Source organism: Cloacibacillus porcorum, assembly GCF_001701045.1.
Taxonomy (GTDB): Bacteria; Synergistota; Synergistia; order Synergistales; family Synergistaceae; genus Cloacibacillus; species Cloacibacillus porcorum.
This window is the reverse complement of sequence record NZ_CP016757.1, coordinates 1312695-1329701: the sequence shown is the minus strand read 5'-3', so window position 1 is coordinate 1329701 and position 17007 is coordinate 1312695. Positions and strand designations below refer to the sequence as shown.

The 17007-nt window shown below is 59.5% G+C and carries 12 protein-coding genes; 3 read left to right on the top strand and 9 right to left on the bottom strand.

Annotation, left to right across the window (positions count from 1 at the left end; genetic code table 11):
- Positions 1–279: 279 nt before the first annotated feature.
- The 3 genes from BED41_RS06015 to BED41_RS06005 are packed head-to-tail and all read right to left on the bottom strand — an operon-like array spanning position 280 to position 3246.
- The gene (locus BED41_RS06015; RefSeq protein ID WP_229712407.1) at positions 280–1314 is read right to left on the bottom strand and encodes an L-threonylcarbamoyladenylate synthase; all 1035 of its coding nucleotides are present in this window, start codon (positions 1312–1314) and stop codon (positions 280–282) included.
- Positions 1307–2431: a tRNA guanosine(34) transglycosylase Tgt gene (gene tgt, locus BED41_RS06010; RefSeq protein ID WP_066749017.1), complete on the bottom strand. Its 1125-nt coding sequence runs from the start codon at positions 2429–2431 to the stop codon at positions 1307–1309. Before tgt ends, BED41_RS06015 begins: the two co-directional genes overlap by 8 nt.
- 5 nt (positions 2432–2436) lie before the next feature.
- Positions 2437–3246, bottom strand: a complete 810-nt coding sequence (locus tag BED41_RS06005; protein ID WP_084002281.1) for a TatD family hydrolase — start codon at positions 3244–3246, stop codon at positions 2437–2439.
- 291 nt (positions 3247–3537) lie between these two features.
- Here BED41_RS06005 and BED41_RS16770 point away from each other — a divergent pair, with 291 nt between their 5' ends.
- Positions 3538–4092 carry a PIN domain-containing protein gene (locus BED41_RS16770; protein WP_229712406.1) on the top strand — a complete coding sequence of 185 codons (555 nt, stop codon included), beginning with the start codon at positions 3538–3540 and terminating at the stop codon, positions 4090–4092.
- A gap of 34 nt (positions 4093–4126) precedes the next feature.
- Positions 4127–4906 (top strand): PhoH family protein, encoded by a 780-nt coding sequence (locus BED41_RS16765; RefSeq protein ID WP_229712405.1) that lies wholly within the window; start codon positions 4127–4129, stop codon positions 4904–4906.
- Between the two features lie 116 nt (positions 4907–5022).
- Here the strand turns inward: BED41_RS16765 and BED41_RS05995 are convergent, their stop codons facing one another.
- Positions 5023–7533, bottom strand: coding sequence for an excinuclease ABC subunit UvrA (locus BED41_RS05995; RefSeq protein WP_066744067.1), 2511 nt, complete (start codon positions 7531–7533; stop codon positions 5023–5025).
- Positions 7534–7753: 220 nt separating this feature from the next.
- On the opposite strand from BED41_RS05995, the gene BED41_RS05990 reads away from it, so the two are divergent.
- Positions 7754–8149: a winged helix-turn-helix transcriptional regulator gene (locus BED41_RS05990; RefSeq protein ID WP_066744065.1), complete on the top strand. Its 396-nt coding sequence runs from the start codon at positions 7754–7756 to the stop codon at positions 8147–8149.
- 436 nt (positions 8150–8585) lie between these two features.
- On the opposite strand, the gene metG is transcribed toward BED41_RS05990, so the two are convergent.
- The 5 genes from metG to BED41_RS05965 are packed head-to-tail and all read right to left on the bottom strand — an operon-like array spanning position 8586 to position 16993.
- Entirely contained in the window at positions 8586–10544 is a 1959-nt protein-coding gene (gene metG, locus BED41_RS05985; RefSeq protein WP_066744064.1) for a methionine--tRNA ligase, read from the bottom strand.
- Between the two features lie 3 nt (positions 10545–10547).
- Positions 10548–11375: a 16S rRNA (cytidine(1402)-2'-O)-methyltransferase gene (gene rsmI / locus BED41_RS05980; protein ID WP_066744063.1), complete on the bottom strand. Its 828-nt coding sequence runs from the start codon at positions 11373–11375 to the stop codon at positions 10548–10550.
- Positions 11375–12097: a tRNA1(Val) (adenine(37)-N6)-methyltransferase gene (locus BED41_RS05975; protein WP_066744061.1), complete on the bottom strand. Its 723-nt coding sequence runs from the start codon at positions 12095–12097 to the stop codon at positions 11375–11377. The genes rsmI and BED41_RS05975 overlap by 1 nt, the downstream gene beginning before the upstream one ends.
- Positions 12097–15516: a chromosome segregation protein SMC gene (gene smc / locus BED41_RS05970; protein ID WP_066744060.1), complete on the bottom strand. Its 3420-nt coding sequence runs from the start codon at positions 15514–15516 to the stop codon at positions 12097–12099. Before smc ends, BED41_RS05975 begins: the two co-directional genes overlap by 1 nt.
- On the bottom strand, positions 15491–16993 hold the full coding sequence (locus BED41_RS05965; protein ID WP_066744058.1) for an Rne/Rng family ribonuclease: 1503 nt from the start codon (positions 16991–16993) through the stop codon (positions 15491–15493). Before BED41_RS05965 ends, smc begins: the two co-directional genes overlap by 26 nt.
- Positions 16994–17007: the final 14 nt, after the last annotated feature.

Sequence of the window (17007 nt, the reverse complement as noted above, 5' to 3'; positions counted from 1 at the left end):
AATACACATTGTCAATTGATACAATTCATACATTACAAATAAAAATCATAGGACGATACTATAAATATATCCAAACATAAAGCATAGGACAACTCACTTTTATACATAAGCTATGGGCCTTGAAAGGTTTCCCTTCCAAGACCCATTCCTGTGACAATACCAACTCACTATATTCCATATAAAAAACATAGATTTCAATCCACGCGAGCTTAAATTCGCGACGTACAAAACACACAACGCTGACGCGTGGCGATTTTATTGACCTGATATTTTGGTGACCTATCCCCCCGCCGCCCTTGTCAGGCGGTCTTTTAGGGCGCGGCCGATGCCGTTTTCTTCGGGGAGTTCGGCGTAGATGATCTGCGCGCCGCTCTTTTCGAGGGTGCGCAGCGCGCGGAAGAGCTCCTTCGCGTATTCGGCGTCGTCCTTGAAGATTATCTTTATACGCGGCGCGCCGTTGGGTATTTTCGTGCCGAGCCAGGCCCAGTTTTCGGCCTCTACCGGTATCGCGTGCGGGGCCGTCAGCCTCAGCGGTATCGACGGCGCGTAGTGGCGGTACCTTGTACCGGGGGAACGCCGGATAATCTTCTGGTCCTGGGGCAGCAGAACCTCCATATTAAGAGCCGCCTCGACAGCCTCTTTCGGCAGGCCTCCGGGGCGCAGCAGCACGGGGTGCTCTCCCGTCATATCAATGACCGTCGACTCAAGGCCAAGGCGTGTGTCGCCGCCGTCGATGACGAGGGGAATGATATCCCCTATCTCCTGCCGCACCGTCGCGGCATCGGTCGGGCTGGGGCGGCCGCTGATATTGGCGCTCGGGGCGGCGATCGGCAGGCCGGATTTTTCTATCAGCGCAAGCGCCACGGCGGTATCAGGCATACGCACCGCCGCCGTCGGAAGGCCGCCGCGCGTGCGCGCGGGGACGATCTCTTTCGCCGGCAGCACTATCGAAAGCGGCCCCGGCCAGAATTTCTCCATCAGCAGGCGCGCGCGCCAGTTTATTTCGACAAGCCTTTCCGTCATCGCGATCGAGGAGACGTGAAGAATCAGCGGGTTGTCCGAGGGGCGGCCCTTCGTTTCATATATCCTCTTCACCGCCTCCGCGTCAAGCGCGTTCGCGCCGAGGCCGTATACGGTCTCCGTCGGGAAGGCGACGAGCCCACCCGCCCTTATTATCTCCGCCCCCCGCTCCGTCAGCTCCCGCTGTTCGGGAGAGAGCGAGGCCATTCTCGCCGCCGCGCGCTCCGCGGTCGAAGCGCGCTCCGGCATGGATTCGGAGGCAGAGATTTCTTCACTGTGCCCCAGATCATTCATTGAGATAGGCGCCCTCCATAAAGTTTTCCATAAAATTGCGGCGGAAGGCCGGGAAGCGGCCCTCGATTATCGCCTGCCGCGCGTCGTTCACCAGATTCACAAGGAAATAAAGGTTGTGCCAGCTGCAAAGACGCGCCGCCAAAATCTCTCCCGCCGTGTAAAGGTGGCGTAGATAGGCACGTGTAAAATTGCGGCAGACATAGCAGCCGCAGTTTGGGTCCACCGGCGTATAGTCGCGCGCGAAGGCGAGATTCTTGATATTCATCTTGCCAAAGCTCGTCAGCAGCTGCCCGTTGCGTCCGTTGCGCGTGGGCAGCACGCAGTCGAACATGTCGATCCCGCGCGCGATGCCCTCCACGAGGTTCGTCGGAAAACCGACGCCCATAAGATAACGCGGCTTGTCCTGCGGCATATGCGGCGAAAGCGCGTCAAGTACGCGGTACATCTCCGCGTGGCTCTCGCCGACGGAGAGGCCGCCGATACCGTAGCCGGGAAAGCCGATCTCTTCCAGCCGTTCGATACACTCAATGCGCTGGCTCTCGTAGAGCGCCCCCTGGACGATGCCGAAGAGCGCCTGGTCCGGGCGGCTGTGATATTCGCGGCAGCGCCCCGCCCAGCGTATCGTGCGTTCCATCGCCTCGCGCGAATATTCGGGCGTCGTCGGCAAAGAGACGCATTCGTCAAAGGCCATCGCGATATCGCTGCCGAGTTTCTGCTGTATCGCCATCGAATCCTCGGGACGCATAAAGTGGCGGCTGCCGTCGATATGCGAACGGAACTTGACGCCGTCCTCTTTTATCTTATTTATATTAGCGAGCGAAAAGACCTGAAAACCGCCGCTGTCCGTCAGGATCGGGTGATTCCAGCCCATAAAGCGGTGCAGCCCGCCCGCCTCTTCGACGATATCCTCTCCGGGACGCATATGGAGATGATAGGTATTGCCGAGGATTATCTGCGCGCCCAGCCCCTCCAGCTCGGGCGGCGTCATCGCCTTGACGGTGGCCTGCGTCCCCACCGGCATAAAGACCGGCGTCTTTATCACTCCGTGCGGCGTTGTAAACTCCCCGGCGCGCGCGCCGGTCTCCGGACACTGTGCCGTCAGCTTATATTCAAACATCTTATCTACCTGCCCCATCCGAATATTCTTTCGCCGTTCTCCTTAACCGCCTGAGCAAACTCCTCAAGCGGAAGCCCCATGAGCATCGAAAGATACTCGTAGACCGAACGTACATGCCACGGCTCGTTCTGCCTGCCGCGGAAGCCCTGCGGTGCGAGATAGGGCGAATCTGTCTCGCAGAGGATGCGGTCCAGCGGCACCGTCATCGCGATCTCGCGCAGCGCCTGATTCTTCGGATAGGTGACGGGACCGGCAAAGGAGATATAAAAGCCAAGCTCGAGCGCCGCCTTTGCGTCCTCCGCGTGGCCCGAGAAACAGTGAATGACGCCGCCTACCGCATCCGCCCCCTGCTCGCGGAGCATCGCGTACACCTCGCCGTTGGCGTCGCCCTCCGCCCTGTTCTGCGCGTCGCGCACATGGATGACAATCGGTTTGCCAATCCTCTTCGCAAGCTCTATCTGCTCGGAAAATACGCGGCGCTGTACCTCACGCGGCGAATGGTCGTAGAAATAATCAAGGCCTATCTCGCCGACGGCGCAGACCCTTTCGTCCGCGGCGATCGCCTCAAGCTCCGCGATATAAGAGGGGGAGACATTCTCCGCCTCGTGCGGATGCACGCCGGCAAGCGCGTATATCTCCGGCGCATCCGTCTGCGCGGAAGCAAGCGCCGCCGCCTCGCGGCTCGTCGCGACATCCGCGGAGGCGAACACCATACGCCGCACATCGTTATCGGCGACGCGCGCGAAGACCTCCGCCAGACCGTCGGGGTAATATTCTCTATTCAAATGACAATGCGTATCAACCAAAAACATCATAAATTCCTCTCAAAGCAAAAGATAGACCACAGCCCGACTATTATACAATAAAAGAGTGAACTGCCGCCGCGCCTTCGTCAGATCGCGGCGCGGGTACAAAAAACTTCGCCGCTGTTTTTACACTATTTTAACAATACAAGACCGCCGCGCCGGTATCCCGCATACGGCCGCCGCCAATGGGCCGCGCTGTGCGGCCGCCCCGTTACATAACTTTTACCATTCGGCGGCAGAGGGCTTTACATTCTATTCATATAATCCAAACAGTAAAATCAGCTTTTTGGGAGGGTGTCTATGAACAAGGTCTATGTGCTCGACACAAATGTGATGATCCAGTCGCCGCTGGCTCTCCTGTCATTTGAAGAGAACGACGTGGTGCTGCCGATCGTCTGTCTGGAGGAGCTCGACAGGCTCAAAAGCGACGAGGGAGAGCGCGGAGCCAACGCGCGGGAGACCATCCGCATCCTCGAAAAGCTGCGGCTCGCGGGTAACCTGCTCGCGGGCGTGAAGCTGCCTGACGGCGGAACTCTGAGGGTGGAGGCCAATTTTGTAAATGTCACGCTCCCCGAGGGACTTCCCGAGGTAAAAAACGACAACCGCATCCTAAAAATATGCAAGGGGCTCGCGGACGGCGGAGAGCGCATCATCCTCGTCAGCAAAGATATCCTCGTGCGGCTCAAAGCGCAGATGATGGGGCTCACGGCGGAGGACTTCACCACCGAGCAGTCCCCCAGACTTACGGAACAGTACACGGGACGCGCGGTAGTTTATACCGCCGACGAAAACATGGGCGGTTTCAAGAAAAAGGGGCTCCCCGTCGAAGACGGTCTACCTTATAAGGGGAGATGAGAAAACGCCCTTTCTTCCGGTGGTAAATCAATTTGTGATCATACGCTCCGAGCTCTCGGATAAAAAGAGCCTGCTCGGACGCTTCAACGGAAAGTGCATCGTGCCGCTGGAGAGCCTGAAAAAAGAGCCCTTCGGCATCAAGCCGAAGAACGTCGGCCAGCGCTTCATGCAGGAGGCGCTGATGCAAAGCGCCGATGCCGCGCCGCTCGTGATAATAAAGGGCCCCGCAGGGACGGCAAAGACCTTCTATTCTCTCGCGGTGGGGCTGGAAAAAATTATGAATGGCCCGGAGAGGGAATACCGCCGGATACTGGTCACGCGCCCCAACGTGCAGTTCGATTCCGATATCGGCTTCCTGCCGGGCAGCGAGCAGGAGAAGATCGCCCCCTTCCTGCGCCCCGTCATCGACAACCTCGAGGTGCTCGTCGACCGCGACGAGAAAGAGCGTTACAAAGACGAATATGAGCTTGCGGGCAAAATAGAGGAACTTTTCGCGCGCGACTATATCGCCGCCGAGGCGCTCAACTTCGTGCGCGGACGCACCATCACCAAAACATACCTGATAATCGACGAGGCGCAGAACCTCACGCCCAAACAGGCAAAGGGCATCATCACGCGCGTCGGCAAAGGCACGAAGATCGTCATGGTAGGCGACCCGGAGCAGATAGACCATCCCTTCCTCGACGAACGCACAAACGGCCTCTCCTACGCCAGCGAAAAGATGAAGGGCAGCTCCCTCTGCTTTCAGCTGTCGATGGAACCCGACGAATGCGAACGCTCACCGCTGGCCTTCGACGCCGCCTCCCGCATGTAAAAACGAATTAAAACCTTACAGGAGCGGCAAACCACAAACAGCGCCGCCATAAAACTCCCGCCGCCGGTTTCCACGACGGCGGCTTTATCTGCGGCGGAGATTCCGTCAGGGCAACCTCACCACCTGACGCCATAACTTTCCGCATACCTTCTGAGATACCTTCCCGTTAAACTCACCTCACTGCCACATATATCCCTCGCGCCGCCAGAGGCGACGATCCGACCGCCCTCCTCCCCGCCGCCGGGGCCCATATCGACGATAAAATCCGCGTTGGCGATCATATCAAGGTCATGTTCAATGACCACGACCGTGCCCCCCGCCCCGATCAGCCGGTCAAATATCTGCAGGAGTCGGCGGATATCCTGCGGGTGAAGCCCCGTCGTCGGCTCGTCAAAGACGAAAAGAGTCCCCCGCTGGTCACGCCCCAGCTCCGATACGAGCTTCATTCGCTGCGCCTCGCCGCCGGAGAGCGCGGAGGTCGCCTCTCCCAGCTTCAGATAACCGAGGCCAAGCCCCTCGAGCGACTCCAGCTTTTCGCGGATGAGGCCGTTATCTTTGAATACCCCGCAGGCCTCGTCCACAGAGAGGTCGAGCACATCGGCGACGCTCATCCCCTGCCACCTGACCTCAAGCGTCTCCGGCGAATACCTCCTGCCGCCGCAGTCGGGACAGACCAGATCCATATCGGGCAGATACTGGATATCGAGAGATACGATCCCCGTACCGCCGCAGGTCCCGCAGGCGCCGCTTTTCAGATTATAGGAAAAATGCCCCGCGTCCCAGCCTCTTTTTTGAGCCTCATCAGTCGCCGCGAACAGGGCCCTCACCCCGTCCATGATGCCGGAATAGGTCGCCAGCGTCGAACGCGTATTCTGCCCCACGGGGACAGCGTCGACCATGACGACGCGGCGGATGCCTGCCGTCTCCGCCCTCACGACGTGAGAGGGCAGGGGCTGCCTCCTCACCGCCGCCCGCACCGCGGGGACTAGGCAGTCGAGAATCAGCGTCGACTTGCCGGAGCCTGAGACGCCGGTTACCGCCGTAAGCTTCCCGCACGGAATCCGCACCGTTACATCCTTCAAAGTATAAATTTCATCAACCTCGACGGATATCACGCCCTTATCCTTTGCCGCTTCGCCGCCTTCGCGGACCAGCAGCCTCTCCGCGCCCGAGAGATACCCGCCGATAACGGAACGTGGATCTCCTTCGACCGACGCCACCGTCCCCTCGGCGATCACCCTCCCTCCGTTTTCTCCGGCCCCCACGCCCATTTCGATCAGCCAATCGGCCTGGCGCAGGATATCTATGTCATGATCGACCACGACGAGAGAATTGCCCTGCTCCCGCAGCCTGCTGAATACATCCGTCAGCCCCTCCGCGTTTTGGGGGTGCAGGCCGATGGAGGGTTCGTCCAGCACATAAAGCACGCCCGTCGTTTCGCTGCGCAGCGTCCGCGCGAGCTGCACGCGCTGCAGCTCGCCCGTTGACAAAGTGCCGCCTCCGCGGTCGATCGACAGATAAGAAAGCCCCAGGGCTAGCAGCGGCGCGATCCCCTCGGCCAGCTCCCCCATGAGCTTCCGCGCCATCGGGCGCATCACCTCTGGCAGCGTCTCCGGCACGGAACCCGCGTAAGCCTCCAAAGCGGCGAGAGAAAGAGCCGAGACCTCGGCGATATTTTTCCCCGCGAGAAGCGTCGTGAGAAGCTTCGGCGCGAAACGGCCACCGTGGCAGCTCCGGCAGATCCCGATATGATAGAACTGCTCCGCGAGCCTCGTCCTGATTTTTTCGCTCTCGGTGCCGTTGTAGGCGTGCGCCACCGCGTCCGCCGCGTTCAGATACTGCGCCTTCATCTCATATACCTTGCCTGCTCCGGTCATTACGGAGACCTGAGTCTTACCGCTCATCTTCCCATGAAGAACAAAGCCTTTCTGCTCCTCCGTCAAATCCTTGAAGGGGATATCAATGGGAATACCAATCGCCTCCGCCGTGGGAACATAAAAAAACGAACCGGGCACCCGCCAGCCCGCGACCGCCCCCTCGTTGATACTCTTATTGGGATCGGCGATAAGCCTGCTCTCGTCAATCTCCTCCACAACGCCGGTGCCGCGGCATTCGGGGCAGGCTCCCAGCGAATTGAAGGCAAAATCCTCGGCAGAAAAGGGGACGAACTCCACGCCGCACTCCGGACATACGCACCTTCCCAGACGCGCCGTATCAAGAGAGGGGGGAAGCCTGTGCCCGTTAGGGCAAAGATGCGAACCAAGCCGCGAAAACGAAAGACGCAGAATATTGAGAAGCTCGCTCATCGTTCCCAGCGTGCTCCTGATACCGGGAACTACTGGACGCTGACGCAGCGCCACGGCACTCGGCAGATAACGAATACGCTCCACGTCGGGACGCGCCGACTGCCCGATACGGCGGCGCGTGTACGTAGACAGCGCCTGTAAATACCGCCGCGCCCCCTCCGCGTAAAGAACATCCGTCGCGAGCGTGCTCTTTCCCGAACCGGAGACGCCGCAGACCGCTACAAAGCGGTTCAGCGGGATATCCACGTCAATATCCTTTAAATTGTTTGCCCTCGCCCCGCGCACCTCTATATGTGTGGGAGCCGTATGCTCTCTTTTCATATCCCTTTACCTCTTTACCTGTTATCTCTTCCGTGAACCACAGTACAGCTCACTGTCTATGTGTTACAGTTCTCTTCCCAGCGTATCGCTGACGTGATATATTAATTATATTAAGTGTGTAAAAGCAATCAAGTACGCAGAAATTTTGTACATGGTACGTTTTCCCGTACCTAACGGAGCGGACGGGAATTATAACTGTTCGGCAAAGGGAGAGGCAGATATGAACGAAGTTATGAGCTACGAAGAATTCCTTGACCGAGTCCATGATGGGATTGTCACTCCGTCGGGGAACTGCCCTGTTACGTTGGTGATGGAGATGCTGCAGGGTAAGTGGAAAAATATCGTTCTGTATGAATTATGCATCCACAATACGGTCAGATTTGGTGAATTGAAGAAAGACCTACCCGGAATCACTAACACGATGCTAACCTCCACGCTCCGGGATTTAGAAGATAATGGCCTTATCCACAGGGAGCAATATAATGAAATTCCGCCGCGAGTGGAATATTCCTTCACAGAAAAGGGACGAGACCTTTATCCTCTGTTCTACGCCATGATGAACTGGGGATTCAAATACGAAAAAGACCTCTATCCATCAAAAAAATATGACTCTTAATTATTCCCTCCCCGAAATACGGCAGAATCAAGGTGTTCGGTAGCACGGTACGCATCTACAAATCAACAAAACAGCCTCAGAGCCGTAGTTTAAAGGCACTGTCCTGGTTTCTCGCGTCCCATAGCAAAGACACAAAACCCCACACTTCTAGGCTCCAGCTCGGAGGCCGGAGCGACAAGACAAGGGCAAACGGCGGCTTCGCCCTATTTTCACGATACGCAAAAGCAAACCCCCACGACGCTGGATGCCGGGTCAAGCCCGGCATGACAAACAAAAACAAATCTCCATTTATCTCTTTTCCTTACCAAAGGAAATCGGCGTTTAGACGTGCGAATAACGAAATAACCGAGGGCTTGGCAAGCGGAGGCGCACTAATGTGCGGTGAGCATTGCCAAGCCCTCGGTTATGAAGTTAGTCATGCGTATAAACGCCGATTTTAGCTGATGCGGCTGCCTACTGGAATAGAATCATCCATCACGGTCAGCAGCGTCAGTATCTCCTGCCGCGTCTCGGGGCTTTCCGCCGCGAGCAGCATACCGTTGCTCTGCACGCCGCGGAACTTCGCGGGCTTGAGGTTGCAGAGGACGATGATCTTTTTGCCCTCGAGGTCCTCCGGCTTGTAGAATTCCCTGATGCTGGAGACGATGACGCGCTTCTCGTAGCCGAGGTCGAGGTTCAGAATGTAAAGTTTGTCCGCCTTCGGCACGACTTCGATCTTTTCCACCAGCGCGACGCGCAGGTCGAGCTTCGCGAAATCGTCGTACTCTATCTGAGGCTTCGGCTCAAGGTACTTAAAGAAGGCGGTGGGGTCGAGTTTCGCGCGCTTTTCCAGGTCGCGCGCCTCTTTTTCCTTCTTCCACTTCTCTATATCGATACGCGGGAAGAGGATGCCGCTGCGGCTGACCTTAATCGGCCCCTCGACGACGCCCCACTTCCAGTCCGCGCGGCCTTTGTCGAGCGGATCGCCGTCAAGTCCGAGCTGCGACCAGATTTTCGCCGCCGTATCCGGCATGAAGGGGGCCACGAGCACCGCCGCGAGGCGCAGCGATTCCCAGAGAGTGCGGAGCACGGCGTCAAGGCGTTCGACTTCGCCCTCGCGTCCGAGCCTCCAGGGTTCGGTCTCATCAATGTATTTGTTGGCGCGGCTGATGAAGGCCCAGAGGCATTTAAGCGCGTCGTCAAAGGCGAAACGCTCCATCAGCTCGTTCATTTCACTGAAGGTATGTTCCGCAAGCGCCTCGATCTCTTTGTCGAGCTCCGTCGGCGTGTAGGAGGCCGGCAGGTCGCAGCCGCGGAATTTGTCGATCATCTGCAGCGAGCGCGAGAGCAGGTTGCCGAGGTCGTTGGCAAGGTCGGAGTTGATGCGCTGCGCCATCGCGAGTTCGGAGAAATCTCCGTCGTGTCCGAAGGGCACCTCGCGGAGCAGGAAGTAGCGGAAGGCGTCGATGCCGTAGAGATCGACCATCTCGAATGGATCGACGACGTTGCCGAGGGACTTGGACATTTTCTCGCCCTCGACGGTCCACCAGCCATGCGCGAAAACACGGACGGGGGGGTTTACTCCGAGCGCCATCAGCATCGCGGGCCAGATGACGCAGTGGAAGCGGATGATGTCTTTGCCGACAAGATGGCGCACCACGGGCCAGTAGGTCTCCCATTTTCCGCCCTTCTCGGGGAAGTCGAGCGCCGAGAGGTAGTTGATGAGCGCGTCGAACCAGACGTAGATGACGTGCGCCTCGTCGCCAGGCAGGGGGATGCCCCATTTGAGCGTCGTGCGCGAGATCGACTGGTCGCGGAGGCCGCTTTTGATGAAGCTGACGACCTCGTTGTAACGCTTTTTCGGCATGATCGCGTCGGGGTGTTCTTCGTAGAATTTGAGCAGCGGCTCGGCGTACTTTGAGAGGCGGAAGAAGTATGTCTCCTCCGTCATCTTGGTCAGCGGGCGGTGGCAGTCGGGACAGGTCTGCCCCTCGCCCATCTGCGCCTCAGGGACGTATGTCTCGCAGGGCACGCAGTACCAGCCCTCGTATTCTCCCTTGTAGATGTCGCCGGAGGCCATCAGGCGGCGGAATACCTCCTGCACGACCTTTTCATGGCGCGGCTCCGTAGTTCTGATAAAGTCGTCGTTTTTGATGTTGAGCGCGGTCCACAGCCTCTGGAAGTTCTGCACGACCTCGTCGCAGAGTGCCTGCGGCGTCATGCCGCGTTTTTCCGCGACGGTCTGGATCTTCTGCCCGTGTTCGTCGGTACCGGTGAGGAAGTAGCTGTTCTCGCCGCCCGACTTGTGCCAGCGGTTGAGAACGTCGGCGGCGATGGTCGTATAGGCGTGGCCTATGTGCGGCACGTCGTTGACATAGTAGATCGGCGTGGTGATGTAAAAGTTCTTTTCTGTCATAATTTATGCCTCCCTGGAGCAATTTTCTATAATGAATCTTTTAATGACATTCTTCTGTATACCATACTTTATCGCGAGCGAGTTGGCAAGATTTTTCGTCGATTCTCCGGCGCGCGCCAGCGCAAGCGCCTCTTCCTGCCAGCCTGTGTCGTCCCGCTCCGCCTCCGCCGCGCCGTCGACGACGCAGACAAATTCGCCGCGGATTTTTTCCTCGGGCATTGTATCACAAAAAGACAGCAGCGTGCCGCGGATAGTCTCCTGATGTACCTTGCTTATTTCGCGCACGAGCGCCGCGCGCCGGTCGCCGAGGACGCCGCCCATCAGCTCCAGCTCTTTCAGCAGCCGGTGCGGCGACATGTAGAAGACGAGGGTCTCGCGCAGCGTCTTTATCTCTTCGAGACGCCGCCGCTTCTCCTCCCGTTTGCCTTTGAGGAAGCCGACGAAGAGGAAGGAGTCCATCTCGGCTCCCGAGAGCAGCAGCGCCGGAAGCAGCGCGTTCGCCCCCGGCAGCACGTCGACGGGATAGCCCCGCTCCGCCGCCGCCCGCGCCATTATCCCTCCCGGGTCGGAGAGGCCCGGGGTGCCGGCGTCGGAGACGAGGGCGACACGCTCCCCCGCCGCGAGGCGCGCCATCAGCGGTTCGACGCGTTCCGTCTCGTTATGTTCATGGCAGGAGATGAGCGGCTTTTTTATTTCAAAATGGTTGAGTAGCTGCAGCGTGTGGCGCGTGTCCTCGCAGGCGACGACGTCGGCTTCGCGCAGTTCGCGCAGGCCGCGCAGCGTCATGTCCTCAAGGTTTCCGACGGGAGTCGGTATGATTATCAGCGGCATCAGCGCCCCTCCTCGATAATATATGCCTCTTTGAGCTCCGGCGTCTCCGCGCCGGAGGCGTCCGTTATGAATAATGGCGGCTCTATTATAAGGCCGTGGCTGCCGGAACGCACCGCCTCGACAAGCGCCACGGAGGCGCGTTCGCCGGGGCGCGGATGGACGCAGCGTATCAGTTTCGGCGGCGTCTTATAGCGGTCCAGCAGCGCGAAGAGTTCGCCGATGCGGTCGCCCCGCATCACAAGGTCAAGCCGCCCACGGTTTTTCAGAAGGTAGTGGGAGGCGGCGATGATATCTTCCAATCGGCAGCAGGCGCCGTGCATCGCGGCGGAAACCGGCTCTTTCGGGCTCGGCCTGCTGCGCTCCGCCTCGTCGTAGGGCGGGTTCACCACGATACGGTCAAAGCTCTGGGCCGCGGCGATTTTTTTATATTCGCGGATGTCGGCGGAGATAAATTCCGCCTCCAGGCCGTTCAGCGCGGCGTTTTTTTTCGCGAGCGCTATGAGGTGCGGCTGGATGTCGATCCCCGTCACGGGAAAGCCGCGCTTCGCGAGGATGAGGGATACCGCTCCGTGGGCGCAGCCGATTTCCAGTATTTTTTCGCCGCGCTTCGGGCGCGAGAAGTGCGCGAGCAGGACGGTGTCGACGTTCACGCGCAGCCCCTCGCCCGCCGCGGGCTGGATCATCTTCAGCGCTCCGCAGAGCAGGCTGTGACAGTCTTCCATTATGTCCAGTCCTCAAGCCGCACGCCGACGACCTGCGAGAGTCCCGGCTCCTGCAGCGTTACGCCGTAGAGGACGTCGGCGCGCTCCATCGTCGCCCGCCGGTGCGTCATCGCAAGGATCTGGCGGCTTTTGGCGTATTCTTTCGTCAGCTCACTGAAGCGGCGGAGGTTAGACTCGTCAAGCGCCGCGTCCACCTCGTCAAGCACCGCGATGGGCGATCCGGCGACCTCCATGGTCGCAAAGAGCAGCGAGATGGAGATGAGGGCGCGTTCGCCGCCGGAGTACTGGTTCAGCACCTGAGTGTGTTTTCCCGGCAGCCGCGCGTCGATCTCGACGCCGGTGTTCCAGATCGTCTCGCCCTCGGTCATTACAAGGTGGGCCTCGCCGCCGCCGAAGAGGGTCTTGAAGAGGTGGCAGAAGCGTTCGTCGACCTTCAGAAGGGCGGCGGAGAACTGGCGGTGAGCCATCAGGTCGGCGTCGGAGATGAGCCGTTCGATCTCGGCGGCGCTGGCGCGCACGTCGTCAAGCTGTTCGCCGAGGAAGGCTAGCCGGTCTTTGAGGCTCTGATCCTCCGAAAGTACGCCCATGTTGACGTCGCCGAAGGCCTTTATCTTCCGGTCGCCGTCGCGTATTTTGCGGCGCAGTTCGTCGACGCCGACGTCACCGGGAAGCTCCTCCGGGCCGGGATAGGGGAACTGCTCCTCCCAGGTGCTGACAAGTTCGCCGAGATCGTGCTCCGTCTCGCCCTTGCGGGCCTGCGCGAGGGTGAATTTTTCCGCTTCGCCCTGCATACGGCCCTCTGCCTTCGTCTGGCGGCTCTTGATGTATTCTTTGATTTTTTCAAGCCTCGTATAGAGGCCGCCGTGTTCCGCGATCTCCGCGAGAAGTTCTTTGCGGCGCAGATGTATCTCAAGGCAGCTGCCGCCGACGCGGGCGAGGTTGGAGCGTTCGCGGACGCAGCTCTGGTCAAGCTCCACCGTCTCCTCCTCAAGTTTGCGCAGTTTGCTCTCCTGCGCGCGCACGTCGTTGCTCACGCGGTTCATCAGGGCGAAGCCCGCCGAAAGGTTGGAGGCCGCCACGGTGGCGCGGGCGCGGCATTTTTCGCGCTCCTCGATGAGGTGGCGGTCGTCCTCCACATCGGAGGCGCGGTCGCGCTTTTCTTCCAGTTCGTCCATCGCGGCAAGCAGCGCGGACCAGCTTTTCCCCTCCGTCTTGATGGAGTCGAGTATACGGCCGCGCTCTCCGGCGGCGCGGCGCTGCTCTTTGACGATGGATTCTTTCTGGTCCTCTATAACGGCGATTTTGCCGTTCACCTCGCGTATTTTGCGGGTGTATTCCTCTTTTTGTTCGGAGGCGGCAAGCTCTTTGCCCTCGGCCTCCTTGTATTTTTTCGATAGGGACTCCGCGGCGCGCTGGGCCTTCTCCGCCTCTTCCTCGAGACGGGCAACCTGCGCCTTCATCTCAAGCACGCGGCCGCTCTTTTGGCTGCGGCCGCCGCTCACGGTGCCGCCGGGCTGAAAGACGTCGCCCTCCATCGTCACGATCGGCCCCTTGAAGCCGGAGCGTACCAGCTCTTTGCCGATATCATAGGTGTCTACGATGAGCAGGTCCCCTAAGATGTGCTGAATGGCCGGCAGCCAGTGATCTTCGACGCGGATCAGCTCGATCGCCCAGCCGACGACGCCGCGCGAGGGCAGCCGCGCCGCTTTGTTGGGATAGCGCGGGCGCGCCCTCTCAAGCGGCAGGAAGGTGGCCGTACCGGCGGAGTTTTTTTTCAGCTGGCTGATGCAGCGCCCCGCCTCGTCCATGTCCTCGACGAGCAGCTGAAACTGGCGGCCTCCGAGGTAGGCCTCGAGGGCCGTCGCAAGGTTGGCGGGGGCGGAGAGGACGTCGATGACGGCGTGCGGGTCCGCGTCAAGCCGTTTCAGCTTGGAGGCGGAGAGCAGATGGCGCACCGGCGCGGGATAGAGCCCGGCCTGCAGCGATTCGGTCGCGTCGTTGAGCTTTGAGCGCAGGTTCACCGATTCGCGCTTGGCGCGCTGCAGTTCGGCGGCAAGATTCTGACAGAGGGCGTAAAGCTCGCTGTGTTCCTTGACGAGCTTCTCCTGCTCGGAGTTGAGCCGTGTGCGCTCTTCCTCAAGATGTTTTATCTGAAAATCAAGGTCTTTGCGTTCGTCGGGGGCGTTTGCCTTTTTGCTGCGCAGCTCGAGCAGCTCTTTGCCCAGATATGAAAGTTTTGCGCGGCATTTCTGCAGTTCGCCGTCGAGGCGTCCCTTTTCCTGGTTCCAGGCCTCGCGCTCAAGGCGCGTTTTTTCAAGCCTTTCGTTGTATTCGTTCCATTTTTTCTCGATCGCCTTCTGGGCCAGTTCGGCCTTTTGAAGCTCCTCGCGCGCATTTTTATTCTCTTCGAGGGATTTTTTTTGCTCTTCGAGCAGCTTGGCGTAACGCTCTTTCGCCTCCGCCTGTTCGGCCTTGGCCTCCTGCAGCCGCGCCTTCGAGCCGCGCAGGTTCGCCGCCGAGGCGTAGCCGGACTTTATCAGGCTGTCGAAACGGCTGCGGCATTGTTCGAGCTCCCAGCTCTGCTGACGGTGGGCCTGCGCGGCGTGCGTAAGTTTGAGCTCCAGCGCCCCGCCCGCCCCCTTCCAGAAGCGCGACCAGAAGATCGCCCCTTCACGCAGCGAGGCGGCGGCCTCCAGCTCCGCGGCGATGGCCGCGATGGTCCTTTCGCATTCGGCGCGGCGCAGCCAGTAGAGCAGACGGCGGTCTCCCTCGATGCTGTCAAGGATCGCGCGCATCTGCGCGGCGCGCGCCACGTCGGGCGCGATCTCTTCGCGGCGCGACGTGAGTTCGCCCATCAGGTGACGCAGCTGGTCATATTCTTCTTTAACCGTGGTGAGGCGGTCCTGCGCCTCCATACGTTTTTTTCTGTAGATATCGATGCCGAAGAGCACCTCAAGGTGCATACGGCGCTCGGAGGGGCTCTGTTTGAGCACCTCCTGCACCTCTCCCTGGCCGATGAAGGCAAAGCGGGCGCCTTCGAGCTTCCAGCTTCTCTTTATCTCGTCCAGTTCGGTAAGCGTCTTTCGTGCGTTATCGACAAAGAGGCTCGTCGTACCGTCAGGAGCCGTGACGCGGCGCTTGACGGAGCAGAGGCGGTCGTCTTCGCGCAGGTGAAGGGTGACCTCCGCCTCGCGCGCCGTCTCTTTGCTGACGGAGCCCTGGAAGAGCAGGTCGCTCTGGCGGCTGATACGCAGACGGCTCGCGCTGCTGTCGCCAAGAGACCAGCGCAGCGCGTCGAGCAGGTTGCTCTTGCCGCTGCCGTTCGGCCCGACGATCGCCGTGAAGCCCGACGAGAGGATGAGGTCGTGCGAGCCGCCGAAGCTCTTGAAGCCCTTAAGCTGAAGGCGACCGATGTACAATGGCCCAGCCCTCCCGTTTCTGAAGCACGTTTATGCGGTGTTCCACCTGCGAAAGCGAACCCTGACACTCGAGGCGGTATTTGCCCCAGGAGAGGTCAGGACAGCCGCGGATGAATATTTTTCTCTCAAATTCTTCCTCCCAGGCGGAGAGGAAGGTGTCGCTTATGTATTCGGCGACGGTCGTGTAGCACTCCACCAGCAGAGCCTCCGACTTCGACGAGAGCGTTATCTTCCTGATGAAGCGTTTTATCTGCACCGCCACGCTCTCCTCTTTGGTCACCGTTCCCAGGCCTCCGCAGAAGGGACAGCCGCGCGTAAGCGCCGCCCGGATGTCGGTGCGCGCGCGTTTCCGCGTGATTTCCACAAGGCCGAGGCCGGTGACGCCGTAGACGCGCGCCTTGCAGCGGTCGTTTTTGAAAAGCTCCTGCAGCTGGTGCACGAGGGCCTGGTTGTCCGTTTCGTTTTCCATGTCGATAAAATCGACGACGACGATGCCGCCGAGCGCGCGCAGCCGCAGCTGGCGGGCGATCTCGACGGCGGCCTCAAGGTTCGTCTTGAGCACCGTGTCGTTGAGATTTTTTGAACCAACGAATTTGCCAGTGTTGACGTCGATCACCGTCAGCGCCTCGGTCTGGTCGATGACGAGATAGGCCCCCGAAGTGAGCCAGACCTTGCGGTCCTGCAGTTCGGCGATCTGGTTTTCCAGCCCGTAGACTTCAAAAAGCGGCATTTTACCCTTGAAGAGGTTTACGTCAATCTCTTTGTCGGGGAAGAATTTTTTGACGATTGCCTCGACGCTCTCTTTTTCCTCTTCGCTGTCGATGACGATCTCGTCTATCTCGTCGGTCAGCTCGTCGCGCAGCACGCGCTCGAGAGAGCCGATATCCCGGTGGATGAGGCAGGGGGCGCTGTTCTGTTTCGCGTTGCGCTGGATCGTCTCCCACTGCGAGAGGAGCCCTTCGACGTCCTCGCGCAGCCCTTCGGCATCGCAGCCCTCCGCGACGGTCCTGATGATGATCCCGAAGTTTTGCGGGCGGATATCTTTCGCGATGGCGCGCAGGCGCGCGCGCTCATCGTCGTCCTCAATACGCTTTGAGACTCCCGTCTCGTGGCCGCCGGGGATCAGCACCATATAGCGCCCCGCGAGCGAAACGCGCGGCGAGACGCGCGCCCCTTTGCCCTTGCGCGCGTTTTTGACAACCTGCACAAGCATCTCCATACCCGGCTTGACCTCTATGCCCTTGACGTCGTCAAGGTAGAGGAAGCCGTTCCTGCCGTCGCCAAGATTCAGGAAGGCGGAGTTCATCCCAGGCAGCACGCTGTCGACCCGCGCCTTGTATATCTCGCCGGTCCGCTGGTGCTCAAGCATCCGCTCTACAAAGAATTCGTAAAGTTTCCCCTTTTCGTCGATGATGGCGATCCTGATCTCTTCGGGGTCAACAAGATTGGCTATTATCTTTTTTGACCAGCCTGACATATCTCAAACCTCCA

Bases quoted from the DNA above. Each gene is read 5' to 3' on its own strand.
- tgt (WP_066749017.1), bottom strand. From the start codon at position 2,431: ATGTTTGAATATAAGCTGACGGCACAGTGTCCGGAGACCGGCGCGCGC.
- BED41_RS16770 (WP_229712406.1), top strand. From the start codon at position 3,538: ATGAACAAGGTCTATGTGCTCGACACAAATGTGATGATCCAGTCGCCG.
- BED41_RS05990 (WP_066744065.1), top strand. From the start codon at position 7,754: ATGAACGAAGTTATGAGCTACGAAGAATTCCTTGACCGAGTCCATGAT.
- BED41_RS06015 (WP_229712407.1), bottom strand. From the start codon at position 1,314: ATGAATGATCTGGGGCACAGTGAAGAAATCTCTGCCTCCGAATCCATG.
- BED41_RS05975 (WP_066744061.1), bottom strand. From the start codon at position 12,097: ATGGAAGACTGTCACAGCCTGCTCTGCGGAGCGCTGAAGATGATCCAG.
- rsmI (WP_066744063.1), bottom strand. From the start codon at position 11,375: ATGCCGCTGATAATCATACCGACTCCCGTCGGAAACCTTGAGGACATG.
- BED41_RS06005 (WP_084002281.1), bottom strand. From the start codon at position 3,246: ATGATGTTTTTGGTTGATACGCATTGTCATTTGAATAGAGAATATTAC.
- BED41_RS05995 (WP_066744067.1), bottom strand. From the start codon at position 7,533: ATGAAAAGAGAGCATACGGCTCCCACACATATAGAGGTGCGCGGGGCG.
- BED41_RS05965 (WP_066744058.1), bottom strand. From the start codon at position 16,993: ATGTCAGGCTGGTCAAAAAAGATAATAGCCAATCTTGTTGACCCCGAA.
- metG (WP_066744064.1), bottom strand. From the start codon at position 10,544: ATGACAGAAAAGAACTTTTACATCACCACGCCGATCTACTATGTCAAC.